The sequence below is a fragment of the Nostoc sp. DSM 114159 genome, assembly GCF_053470285.1.
Genome location: NZ_JBPFEH010000001.1, coordinates 665711 through 678854, shown reverse-complemented (window position 1 = coordinate 678854; position 13144 = coordinate 665711). Strand labels below are relative to the sequence as shown.

General features: G+C 41.7%; 10 protein-coding genes. 8 read left to right on the top strand and 2 right to left on the bottom strand.

Going from position 1 to position 13144, the window contains the following annotated elements; all coding sequences use genetic code 11:
* Window positions 1–345: 345 nt before the first annotated feature.
* The 6 genes from ACR5KR_RS02705 (at window position 346) to ACR5KR_RS02680 (ending at window position 10101) form a co-directional block, all read left to right on the top strand.
* The gene (locus ACR5KR_RS02705) at window positions 346–1032 is read left to right on the top strand and encodes a hypothetical protein (RefSeq protein ID WP_448270069.1); all 687 of its coding nucleotides are present in this window, start codon (window positions 346–348) and stop codon (window positions 1030–1032) included.
* Window positions 1033–1229: 197 nt separating this feature from the next.
* A complete protein-coding gene (locus ACR5KR_RS02700) occupies window positions 1230–5084 on the top strand; it encodes a CHAT domain-containing protein (protein WP_448265350.1) in 3855 nt (1284 codons plus the stop codon).
* 75 nt (window positions 5085–5159) lie between these two features.
* A complete protein-coding gene (locus tag ACR5KR_RS02695; RefSeq protein ID WP_445627881.1) occupies window positions 5160–5342 on the top strand; it encodes a hypothetical protein in 183 nt (60 codons plus the stop codon).
* 135 nt (window positions 5343–5477) lie between these two features.
* A complete protein-coding gene (locus ACR5KR_RS02690) occupies window positions 5478–7163 on the top strand; it encodes a M14 family metallopeptidase (protein ID WP_448265349.1) in 1686 nt (561 codons plus the stop codon).
* Between the two features lie 41 nt (window positions 7164–7204).
* On the top strand, window positions 7205–7672 hold the full coding sequence (locus tag ACR5KR_RS02685) for a GNAT family N-acetyltransferase (RefSeq protein WP_448265348.1): 468 nt from the start codon (window positions 7205–7207) through the stop codon (window positions 7670–7672).
* A gap of 737 nt (window positions 7673–8409) precedes the next feature.
* Complete coding sequence (locus ACR5KR_RS02680; protein ID WP_448265347.1) at window positions 8410–10101, top strand: fasciclin domain-containing protein; 1692 nt, start codon at window positions 8410–8412, stop codon at window positions 10099–10101.
* Window positions 10102–10155: 54 nt separating this feature from the next.
* Here the strand turns inward: ACR5KR_RS02680 and ACR5KR_RS02675 are convergent, their stop codons facing one another.
* Window positions 10156–10821 carry a class I SAM-dependent methyltransferase gene (locus ACR5KR_RS02675; RefSeq protein WP_448265346.1) on the bottom strand — a complete coding sequence of 222 codons (666 nt, stop codon included), beginning with the start codon at window positions 10819–10821 and terminating at the stop codon, window positions 10156–10158.
* Window positions 10822–10888: 67 nt separating this feature from the next.
* On the opposite strand from ACR5KR_RS02675, the gene ACR5KR_RS02670 reads away from it, so the two are divergent.
* On the top strand, window positions 10889–11296 hold the full coding sequence (locus ACR5KR_RS02670; RefSeq protein WP_448265345.1) for a hypothetical protein: 408 nt from the start codon (window positions 10889–10891) through the stop codon (window positions 11294–11296).
* Between the two features lie 7 nt (window positions 11297–11303).
* On the opposite strand, the gene ACR5KR_RS02665 is transcribed toward ACR5KR_RS02670, so the two are convergent.
* Window positions 11304–11996 (bottom strand): hypothetical protein, encoded by a 693-nt coding sequence (locus ACR5KR_RS02665; RefSeq protein WP_448265344.1) that lies wholly within the window; start codon window positions 11994–11996, stop codon window positions 11304–11306.
* 160 nt (window positions 11997–12156) lie between these two features.
* On the opposite strand from ACR5KR_RS02665, the gene ACR5KR_RS02660 reads away from it, so the two are divergent.
* On the top strand, window positions 12157–12930 hold the full coding sequence (locus tag ACR5KR_RS02660) for a hypothetical protein (protein WP_448265343.1): 774 nt from the start codon (window positions 12157–12159) through the stop codon (window positions 12928–12930).
* Window positions 12931–13144 lie beyond the last annotated feature (214 nt).

Here is a 13144-nt window from a genome sequence, read left to right as displayed (position 1 = left end):
GTCGAGTTGAGGATTCAATTATTTTAAACTCTCGTACCTGGCTTTATTTATCGATGTTGCATAGGTCTTGCACTCAACTAATGCCGTAAATTTTGGCACTCAGGAAAGCAAGCAACCAGAGCCGATCCTCTACTATGATTTCAACATCAATAGTATGGGAATTATAGCATATCATTTAGTACATTTGTTCTATTAAAAAACACAGGGAAGCAGAGGAGAATAACTCTTGACAAATGACAAGTGACTAATGACAAATGACTATACGTTTTATTTACTGAACTAACGCCATAGTCCAGTGCGATCGCTACAATTTTATAGATAAAGTAAAACTCGATGGTGCAGCAGATGCTCAAGCGGCTATTTCAATGGCTCAAAAAGCTTTTTCAGAGCTTGTTTGGTGGAAAACAGACTGCCTCAAAATCTAGGGGAAATGTCCAAAAAGAACCAGCGCCACCCCTAAGCGATACGGATCTGGAATTTCTTTTCAACGAACTGTTGCAAGGAGTACATCAAGCACGAGGGGAAGCATGGGCACAGAAGTGGCTGCATAATATCGAACATCGCATCACAACTCAAGACTGGGTTGAGTGGCTAGGGCGCTTTGGCGACAGATTGCTCGCATCTCCGACACCCAATAATGAAATGGCGGCGCGGTTAGTGCAATTGGGTGAGTTAAAAGTCGGAGAAATTGGAGATGTTGCCTATAATATCGGGATGCAGTTGTTGACACGCAATGAAGGCGAACCAGTTTGGGAATATGAAGGACCAGATGCTTTTAGCACTCCTTTGCCCTCTGAGGGAACTGTCTCAGTATCGGAGTCAGCAGATGCACCAGAGAACCTCCCAGAGGGAGAATACCAAACTGTCACCCTAGAACAGTTGTTTGTAATGTTACAGGAGGATGAAAATTTACGTCAGCAGATTGCTCAACAGCTTGCGGTTGAAACAGACGATCCACAAGTGCTTGTCCAGGCATTAATTAGTCAGTTATATCCTGCTGGGCAATCGACTACAGAGCAAACTGAAAATTAACTGCTTGCCACAATCAAATTCAAGAGTTAAATCTGGGAATTGTTACGTTGTAATGCTATGCTCTTGAAGATTTGTATATTTTTTGCTAACCTGCTACGGAAGCGCTGTCCGAATCTAATGGGTTTTTACGTAATTGATGATTTTTTTAAGACAACGATGGCTAAAATCTAGAAAAACAAAATCCAAGAGTGTGGCAGATGCTCAGGCGGATATCGCAGTCGCTTAAAAGGTTTTTAAAGCGCCTCATTGCAAGTAAACAGAATAGTTCTCTCAAAGGTGCGAGAGGACGCAATCTGGTGGGGGTACCACCAGAACTAACCAATGCGGATCTGGAACAATTGTTTATCCAATTGTTAGAAGGCGTGCATCAAGCACGAGGACGACAGTGGGCATTGAGGTATCTGCAACGAATCGAAAATCGCATTCCGGCTGAACGTTGGATAGACTGGTTGGTGATGTTTGGTGAAAGCTTACTAGCTTCACCTACACCAAATCCTCTTTTAGCAACACAGATGGTGCAATTAGGGGAACTTGGTGTTGGCAGAATTGGAGAAGTTGCTTATGACATTGGCATTCGGCTAATGCAAAACTTACCTACAGAAATAGAAAATTATCAGGACAATCAGGCACAAGACGATCTAGAAATCACTCCTGGGCAAGAACTGATCCGCGAGTTGGGCGAGCAGTTATGGGAGTATGATGAGCCAGATGTAATCGAAACTACTCCTGGACAAGAACTGATCCGCGATTTGGGCGAGCAGTTATGGGAATATGATGAGCCAGATGTAATCGAAGCTACAACCGATGAAGAAATTATCCCAACTTCTCCCGGACAAGAGCTAATTCGTAGCTTTGGCGAGCAATTATGGGAATATGATGAGCCAGATATTGAACCAATAACGTCAGCACCTCAAAATGTCTCTTTTGAGGAGACATCGCCCGAAAACTTCGAGGAACTGGTATGGGAATCTGAAAGGGAAGACGCCCAAGCTACAATACCAGAAAATATCCCCCTGCCGACAGCAGAAGATACAATCAGCTTGTTAACCCAACTTCGGTTCGACGAAGAAGAAGTTGTTCAAATTACTACACCAGCAAATTTTCTTTCCACGAGACAAAAGACTGAATTGGCAACGTCTCCCTCGGTGGAAACCTGGGATAACACTTTGACGAATTTAGAGCCAAATGTAGCTAATACTTTAGATGAGTTGTGGGTGAAGTTGGATCAAAGTACCAATTTAGTCCAGCAACTTGCTTCAGATTTGGCAGTTCAAAGCAGTAATTCTCCTGGTATTATTGAGCGGCATAACGATAATCCGATTACCCACGCTCAAGGGTGGTTTTACCAAGGTCTAAGCCAAGCGAAAACAGGCGATTTGCTAGGTGCGATCGCATCTTACGATCGAGCGATTGAAATGCAACCCGAATTATCAGAATATTGGTTTAATCGAGGCTTAACGCTGTTCCATTTAGAACGTTTTGATGAAGCGATCGCGTCTTATGAAACAGCCATAGAACTGAAACCAGACTTTTACAAAGCTTGGTACAACCGGGGTGGAACTCTCGGAGAATTAGGATACTTTGAAGAAGCGATCGCTTCTTTTGACAAAGCTATAGAAATCAAGCCAGACTATCAAGAAGCGTGGTCTAGCAAGGGTTTGGCACTGCTGAAATTAGGTTGGCTACCAGAAGCTATTGCTAGTTATGACCAAGCGCTACAACTCCAACCAGAAGACCAGGAAAACTGGTATTACCGAGGCATAGCCCTAGCCGTCAGCGAACAATTTGCCGAGGCGATTATATCTTACGACAGAGCTATAGAAATTAACCCAGATTACCACGAAGTGTGGATAGATCGGGGTGTAGTGCTGTTTAATTTAGGCAGGTGGTCAGAAGCGATCGCTTCCTGGGACAAAGCACTTTCAGTTCAAGCCGACTTCTACTTAGCTTGGTACAACCGAGGTATAGCATTAGACAACTTAGGGCGCAGACAAGAAGCGATCGCCTCCTATCAACAAGCGATCGCCATTAAACCCGATTTCCATTTAGCTTGGTATAATCAAGCAGTAGCACTGTTTTATTTAGAACAATTTGCCGAAGCGATCGTTTGTTATGACAACGCTTTGCAAATTAAACAAGACTATTGGGAAGCTTGGATTGGTCGGGGAACTGCGATCGGTCATTTAGTAGATTCTGACGTTTTGCAAAATTTGTCGAGTAGTATCATCGCGACAAATCCTGCTTTACAACAGGGCGGCTACGAAGGAAAATTAAAAAGCTACGAAGAAGGGTTAAAGCATCTGCGGACAGATACCCATCCAGAAGGTTGGGGTAGATTGCATTTTGCGATCGCTAATACTTACTATGAGCAAGGCAAAAAACATACCAATCCCCGCGATTATTGGCGCAAAGCTGCATCTGAGTACCATCAAGCGCTGTTAACCCTGACATTAGAATATTTTCCCCAGTTGCATCTAGAGGTTTTGCAATCTCTCAGCAAAGTGTTGATGGGTTTGGGACAAACCACACAAGTTCAAGAATTGCTGCAACGTGGGACAGATTTATTGCGACAATTACTCAGTGAAGAAACTCGCTCAGATGAAAGTAAAAAACAGTTAGCTTTAAAATTTGCAGGCTTCGATCAATTGGCAGTAGATTTAGCTGTGGAGTCGGGTGATTTAGTAGAAGCTTGGGAAATTGCCGAACAAGGTAAAAATGCTTGTTTAAACTGGCTGCTTTCTGGCTGGAATAATAATATTTACTCGCCTTATTATGGCGCAATTCAACAACTATTCAATCCTTCAACAGCAATTATTTACTGGCATATTAGTCCAGTTGCCCTACATACTTTTATTCTCAAAGACCAAGCACCATCACCAATTCTCCTGTTTACACCCATGCAAGATACTGGGGTAATACCTTTAGGAGAAGATGCTATTCGTCTTAATGAATTGCCTCTACCCGAAGCAGTGCAACGCCTAATTGAATTTGAAATTTGGCTAGAAAATTGGCATCAACAATACCAAGAATATCGCAGCACAGCCCACGACAAAGAAAGTAAAAGTCAGCATTCTTGGCGAGTTGAGATGGAGGAGAAGCTGTTGCAACTGTATGAAATCCTGAATATTTCCACAATTGCACAGGAACTCGAAGGTATCACCCAACTGGTCTTAATTCCTCACCGTGACTTGTACAGATTGCCCATTCATACACTTTTCCATTTTTCTTCGCCATCACCAGAAGAGTTACCGAATGTGGAATCAAATTTCAGCTTTACTTATCTACCTAGTGCCCAAATAGGTTTATCAATCAGAACTGAGGATATTTGGCAGTGGCAAAATAAGTTACTGCTCAGTGTTGAACATCCTGAAAGTACAGGTTATCCCACACTTAAATTTGCCAAACTGGAGTCTGAAATTGTTAGTCAGATGTTCAATAATATCCAACGAATTCAAGGGGCAGAAGCTACGAAAAGTATTGTTGAAAATGCCCTATTTGATAATTATAATATATTGCATTTTACAGGTCATGTTACTAATAATTTAGCTGAACCGAAAAAGTCAGAATTAGCATTAGCGGGTGAAGACAGACTTACTCTAGATGAATGCCAACAAAATCTAGATAGTTACAACCTTATTACCCTCTCTGCCTGTGAAAATTTAAGTACTAACAACTACACTATCACCAGCGAATATGTAAGTTTAGTCAGTGGTTTTGTAACTCAAGGCGTACCTCATGTAGTGAGTACTCTTTGGACTGTAGAATCTTCGGCTAGCGCCTTGGTGATGATCGAGTTTTACCGACGATTACAGCCCAATAAATCAGCAGTTACTGCCTTAGCTGAAGCAACACGATGGCTGAAAGAACTAACTGCTGGAGAACTGACAAAATGGTATGAAGATATCTTAAATAATCTGCATCCAGAAGAAGTAAGAATTCAAACTTATTTAGCGACTCAACTATATAGAAATAGTAAAATGGCATCAGATAAAATTCTTTATAATCATCCTTATTATTGGGCAGCATTTACGATTACGGGTAAGCCTAATTAATACTTTTAAACTTTGATTACAGCTATAAAATTAGCCAGATACTTGTTTTTAGCTTCATCTCAGAATTGGGTAGAAATGAAAACAATTGAAGAATTAAAGACTCGAATCAAAGAACTCAGTAGTCAAGCTGTAAAATTTAGTAAAAAAGCAACTGAAGTGTGTTTGACTAATCGCGAACAAGCTAAACATTTCAGACAACAAGCTAGAGAAGCTAGTAAGCGTTGTCAGCTATTGATACAAGAATTGAAACGGCAATAGGTTTAAAATAATTCGTACTGATACCAATTCACAAAAAATATGATACAGATGCAAACCATAAAACCTATGCTAATTGTCACTTTCTTAATTTTGAATTTTGAATTTTGAATTTTGAATTGGTATGAGGGGTTTATTATGCCAGATGTTCGGTTTGATAAATACTATCGTTATGAAGACTTAACGCGCATTCTGCACAGTTATGCGAAGGAATTTCCCCAACTAGTACGCATAGAAAGCATTGGCAAAAGTTACGAAGGACGTGACATTTGGCTATTGACAGTTAGCAACTTTGCCACTGGCGCACATCAAGAAAAACCTGCCCTCTGGGTTGATGGCAACATTCACGCCACTGAACTAGCACCATCAAGTGTTTGTTTATACCTATTGCAAACATTAGCGACAGCTTATGGTACTCACCCAGAAATTACCCGTTGTTTGGATACCCGCACCTTCTACATTTGCCCCCGTGTTAATCCTGATGGTGCGGAGTTGGCATTGGCTGACAAACCGAAATTTATTCGCTCCGGTACTCGCCCTTATCCTTATGATGAGGAAAGCAACGATGGCTTAGTGATGGAAGATATCGATGGCGATGGTCGGATTTTATTGATGCGAATCCCCGATGCTAATGGGGCTTGGAAAGTCTGTCCGACTGAACCTCGCCTGCTGGTGCGACGCGAACCTACAGAAATCGATGGTCAGTATTATCGCGTACTACCGGAAGGAAAGATAGAAAATTATGACGGAGTTCAGATTCAGATTCAGCGTTCTAAGCAAGGGCTAGATTTAAACCGGAATTTTCCATTTTTGTGGCGGCAAGAATCTGAGCAATCGGGGGCTGGTTCTTATCCTACATCTGAAACAGAAGTGCGATCGCTAGTTCAATTTATCACTACCCATCCTAATATTACAGGAGCGATCGCTTTTCATACCTTTAGCGGTGTTCTCATCCGTCCCTACACCCACCTCAGCGATGATGAATTTCCGGTCAATGACCTCCGCACTTATCAACGCATTGGCGCAAAAGGTACTGAACTTACTCAATACCCAGCCATCTCTGCCTTTCATGATTTCCGCTACGACCCCAAAGACGTAATTACAGGTACATTCGACGATTGGGCTTATGAATATCAAGGTCTATTTGCCTGGACAGTAGAAGTCTGGAGTCCGCAGCGCCAAGCTGGAATTAATGATTATAAATACATCGATTGGCAACGAGAACACTCTGTAGAAGATGACCTGAAGTTGCTGCGTTGGAACGATGAGAAACTTGCAGGTAAAGGCTACGTAGATTGGTATCCCTTCGAGCATCCCCAACTCGGTCAGATTGAACTAGGCGGCTGGGATACCATGTACGCTTGGACAAATCCACCCCCTGAATTTCTGGAGAAAGAAATAGCCCTCTTTCCAGAATGGCTAGTTTGGCATCTATTAATATCTCCGCGTTTAGAAATTTACGAAGCCAGTGTCCATAGCTTGGGTGATGATACTTATCGGGTGCAATTAGTTGTGCATAATACAGGCTGGTTGCCCACTAATGTCACCCAAAAAGCTTTAGAAAAAAAACTGGTGCAAGGCTGTATCTGTGAAATTGAACTGCCTCCTGGGGGAACTTTGGTAACGGGTAAGCCCCGTGAAGAGTTAGGTCAATTAGAAGGACGAGCCTACAAGCCTTCAACTCCCATTAGACGGCACAGCGATCCTACCAAGGATCGGGCAAAAATGGAATGGGTGGTACGTGCGCCCCAAGGTAGTACAGTTAGACTGCTAGCCCGTCATCAACGTGCTGGAGTTGCTCGCACTGAATTGACATTTCCATAATTTGGATATTTAAAATTGTCAAAAATTATCCTAATACAGCTTTGCCTAAACCGATAATTACCGTTCGCCTAATTACACGCGACGAACTTCCCCAACTTTTGGCTTTATATAAGCATCTAAATCCTGTCGATGCACCTCTACCGACTGATGATGTTTTACAATCTATCTGGGATGGGATTTTACACGATCCCCGTTTGTATTACATCGTAGCTGATGTTGATAACCAGCTAGTAGCAACATGTAATTTAACTATTGTTCCCAACTTGACACGTGGCGCACGTCCATACGGCATTATTGAAAATGTTGTCACTCATCTCGATTTTCGACAACAAGGATTGGGTACACAAGTGCTGCATTATGCCTTAACATTAGCATGGCAGCAACAGTGCTATAAAGTGATGCTTCTGAGTGGCTCAAAACGTGAAAAGACGTTGCACTTCTATGAAAATGCAGGGTTCAAACGTGGAGTAAAAACCGGATTTGTTGCCTTCCCTCCAGAGGAGTTGTGAGCAGAACCGATACAGATTATACCTCTTTTCAAAATATTGGTTGATCTATGGGTTCCTTTTCATGAAATAGTCTTTTTTAAAAAAATAAATTCCTAGCCAAAAATGCTGGGGCGATCGGGCTTAGAATTTTTGATTGCGATCGCTAATTTCCAGTCTAGTATTTGAAAATTTACCATTAATGACAACTATCTAAAGAATGAAAGTTTTTCTTCAAAATCTAGCCCTGAGTTAGTTGTATGATTTCGATCGAACTACAATAATACAGCATATCGCCAAGATACTTTTATTTATTAAATCTTGCTAAAGATCATGATACATTGAGTTTGACGGCATTAACCCTCCTCGGCAATTATAAAGAGACGGCTATTAAAAGCCAATTATTTTACTGCTTGACTGGAATTTTAGAACTGAATAAAATCGCCTACTTGCATTAACTCTCTTTATTGTTGCAACATATATTAACACAGGAGCCATGCTTAATTCTTAGTGTGCTCTGCGGTTCTTAAAAAAATAGGAATTCGATACTATGTGTGGTGTACATGAGGATAAACGTTATGAGATATCAAAGCAGCTACTCATAATGTTCAGCGTTTTAATTTTCCAGAGCTAACAGGTTTCATTTCTGGTTTTCATGTCGAGGCGAACCAAATAATCATCTGAGATATTTGTATTCATTTAACCTTGCATCCAGTATTTTCCACATCATCAACCCAAGAAATTGAAAAGAGGATATTTCCATGTCTAGTTTGTCTCGTTGGTCATCAACAAAGGTTGCTTTGCTAGTTCTGGGAATGACAGCTGCTACAATAACTCCCATCGTAATTTCTGCCCCAGCTTCATCTCAAACTCCTGTTCCATCTACGACACCATCACCTGAGACACCATCACCTGCGACACCATCGCCGACTTCAACAGTTAACCTGTCTGATGTTTCCTCAGATTATTGGGCGCGTCCCTTCATTCAAGCCCTAGCTGAGAATAACGTGATTAGTGGCTTTCCTGATGGCACTTATAGACCAAATCAGCCTGTGACTCGTGCGGAATTTGCTGCTTTGATTCAAAAAGCTTTCAGTAACCAAAACCGAGTTCGGCAATTAAGTGCAGGTGGATTTAGTGATGTTCCTGCTAACTACTGGGCCGCTGCTGCAATTCAAAACGCCTACGAAACTGGATTTTTGGCAGGCTATCCTGGGAATGTGTTTAGACCAAATCAAGAAATTCCTAGAGTGCAGGGGATCGTTGCCTTAAGTAGTGGTTTAGGTTTAACTGGTGGCGATACAAGTACTCTCACTACTTACTACAACGATGCCTCAGCTATCCCAGAGTATGCTGTTGGCAGTGTGGCAGCAGCGACAGTAAGTAATCTTGTTGTCAACTACCCGGATGTAAAACAACTCAATCCGCAACAGTCTTTGACTCGTGCGGAAGCAGCAGCACTTTTATATCAAGCTTTAGTTAAACAAGGACGGGCGCAACCCATTGCTAGCAATCTTCCAGCTAGTCAGTACGTTGTAGCTGGAACTCCTACAAGTACTGATATTGTTTCTCTAACGGCATCCAGTAGTTCTTTTACAACTCTGACTTCTTTATTAAAGACAGCTGGTCTAGCAGATGTTCTTCAACAGCCAGGCCCTTATACAGTCTTTGCTCCCACCAATGACGCATTTGCTGCTTTACCTGCTGCTACCTTAGAACAGTTACAGCAACCAGAGAACAGAGAAGCGTTAGTTAAGATTTTGAGATATCATGTGGTTCCGGGTGCGGTAACTGCTAGTCAACTCTCGGCAGGGGAATTGACAACGGATGAAGGAAGACCTGTAAATGTTAAAATTGATTCCGCTAACAGTCAAGTCTCGGTGAATAATGCCAGAGTTCTCCAAGCGGACGTGAAAGCTAGCAATGGTATTATCCATGCAATTAACCAAGTCCTGATTCCGCCTGATGTTAACATCAGTCAGTTAAATCAGCCACCAACAGGAAATGGGACACCTGATGTTAACGTAGGTAGAGCTACTCGCGGTGGCAGAAGCTATATCGGAGTTGGTGGTAACATTGGTTTGAGCGGCGATGATACAGCTCTGAGCGACACTAACTTTACAGTGATCAGTAAACTTGGTCTGACAAATTATCTCTCAGTGCGACCATCGGTAATCTTTGGGGACGATACAATATTTCTAGTTCCTGTGACTTTAGATTTTTCTCCCCGCAGAGCAGGTTCGGTAGGCGATAGAACCTATAGTATATCTCCTTACATAGGTGCGGGTGTCGCAATTGAAGCTAATGCTGATACTGATATTGGATTACTGTTAACAGGTGGTGTAGACATTCCTCTCGGTTCTAAACTCACGCTAACAGGTGGTGTAAATGCTGCTTTTGTAGATGATACTGATGTCGGACTACAATTAGGAATTGGCTATAACTTCAGGTAAATAGAAGTAGAACATGCAATCAGGGCGCACAACTAACTGTGCGCCTTTGCTGTATTAAGGTCGCTTGATTGCTAAAGTAAGTCCATCGGCGATGGGGACAAGGGAGAGGGTAATGCGTTCGTCATGATGTAACTTCTCGTTCAGCGCCCGGATTGCTTGGGTGCTTTCATCTTGATTTTGCTCATCAGCTACTTGTCCAGACCATAAAACATTATCGATCGCAATCAATCCACCTGGACGAACTAATTGCAGCGATCGCTCATAATATCCATCATAATTTTCTTTATCAGCATCAATAAAGGCAAAATCAAAAGTTTCGGCTTGTCCAGTTGCCAATAGCCGATCTAAAGTTTCCAAAGCTGGAGCCAATTGGAGATCGATTTTATCAGCAACTCCAGCTTCTAGCCAATACCGCCGAGCGATCGCAGTAAATTCTTCACTCACATCACAAGCGATAATCTTGCCATCAGGCGGTAGTGCCAAAGCTACAGAAAGTGAGCTATAACCCGTAAATACTCCAACTTCTAGGGTTTTCTTCGCTGCAATTAACTGCACCAGAAGGCTCATAAACTGCCCTTGTTCTGGTGAAATCTGCATTCCACTCCGGGGATGATTGGCGGTTTCTTGGCGCAACTTCCCAAGAATCTCTGGTTCTCGCAGCGAAACAGATAAAAGATAATTGTAGAGTTGTTTATCAAGACCTATAGACTGTTTTGGCATGATAGATCGGAGAATTGAGAGAAACTACAGTTATACTATCGCTGATCGGTGGAATCTCAGGAATAACATGGTGCGGTTAGTTTTGACAGCAATATTGCTGGTGCTAGTGACAGCTTGTGGCAGTATTGGACTGCTACCGACTAGCGAGTTAGTGCAAAAAGCGATCGCACTTGGGCTAGAACAAACTCAACAAAAACTTAGCCAACAACTAAATCTAGATTTTCAAGGATTTGAAATCAAACGGCTATCAATTACCCAAGAACAACCCCTAACGATTGAAAATTTACCAGCTTTCCACGTTCGGGGAACCTACGATTTGATTCTCAAGCTACCAAAACGTCGCTTGACGCAACCAAAACAACCCTTTGATGTTTACTTGCAAATTCAGCAAGAAGGTAAAACTTGGCGATCGCTAATTACCGAAAAAGGTAGCAAAGATACTCAACCAATTTGGCGTAGTTATTTAGTTGAGTAAACCCATATCATGAAAGTGCTTTTTTACGGTTGCGTAAGAATTGCAAACCAGTAATGTAAACACCAAATACCAGTAAACCTGACATAAAACTGGGTTCAGGAACACTAGCAGTAGATACAGAATTGATACTTACAGCAAAGTCTTGATTTAAGTCTACATTATCACCAAATGAACTGTCGGCAGCACCAATAAATATAAATTTTGCATCACTGGGAACTTGTACAAGAACACCATTAAAATCTACACGTGAAATGTAAAAAATACTATTATCTAAACACTGCAATGGAAGACAACCGTTGGGAAGAATTGCATTAATAGCGCCAGGAACTCTGTCAGTCGTTGCGCCATCATACTCTCCGATGCTTGGTAGTAAGGTATTGTCAGCGCTGAAAGTAGCCCACATTGCACCAAAATATTCATTAGTCGGATCGCCAAAGGGTGAAAAACTGCCAAACCGTTCCAGTTTAATTGTGTCCCCGGAATTAATTCCCAAATCTGTTAGAGAAAAAGGTACGCTGTCAGGACTAAATGTATATGAGGAAATAAAACTTGCACTAGGGTCAATGTTGAATTTAGCTGCCAAAGCTTGAGCAGAATCAATTTTGAATAATACTACTAAGCTGAAGGCAGTTTTAACAGTTGCAACTGATAATTTGGTGAATAATTTAGGAATTTTTTGATTTTTTAACAAGGCTGACATCATGATTTCCTACAAATTGTTAATTACTGAAATCAAAAAAAATTTAAGTCTGAATTCTGCACAGTATGATGTGTGCTACTAGAAAAAGCATCACAAGCATTTCCGTATAACTGGTGAGGCATAGTCATGATCGAGGTATAGTTTCACCGGAGACGACAAGATGTATATTAACTTTTTCGCCAGTTCCATCGCTGGAATAGTGGTTGTGGTGCTAACGGCTTTTGGCTTACTGCAATGGTTGCACATCCCTGCTGGTAACTTTCTTGATTGGGTGATTGGTGGTGCTAGTTTTTGGTGGCTATTGGTAATTGTTACCGTACCGTGGAATGTGCATTTTCAAGCTAAAGAAGTCTTAGCAGAAGCCGCACAATCAACAGAGAAAGGAATTCCAGTTGATGAGAAACAAGTGAAGTATGTCACATTGTTGGCAAAGCGATCGCTCTGGGTTGCCATTGCTTTACACTTATTCTCAGCTGTTGGTCTTTATACTCTTGCTGCCACTGGTATTAGTACAGTGGGATATATAAGTTCTGGTGCAGCTTTGTTATTAACAATTCTGCGTCCAGCGATTCGCGCTTATGAATATTTATATGCGCGGTTAGCGATGATTCGCCAAGAATGGAAGTATCCGCGCGAAGATATTTTTGAACTGCGCGATCGCTTCTCTATATTAGAGCAAAAAATCCAGTCGTTGGAAGATCAACTCAATCCTGAACAACCCTATTCCTTACCCGCAACTCAACAACGTTTTGCCGAAGAAACTCGCAGAGATTTAGCCCGAATCGCCGCTAATTTAGAAGAATTACGGGCGACAAATCAAACGGAACATGAGCGTTTGGCAAGAGAAGCCAGAAATGCGATCGCCCAACTTTCCACAGATGGGCAATTTCTCGATCATGTCCGCGAAATTATTCGATTTTTTAAGACCACTTAATGATTGCTTTAATCCCACATTCCGCACCAGAACTGTCACAAAAGAAATGAGACGTAAATTTTGTAGCCAGTTTTTGACTCAAAACCAAACTGTGAAGGATGAAAAGTTAAAAATTAAGCCGGAGTGAGGAGTAAAATAAATCAGTATAAAAAATCCGGCAGAAAAAAGTAGAGTACTATCATTGAGTAACTCACAAAAATTGATAAAAATTATG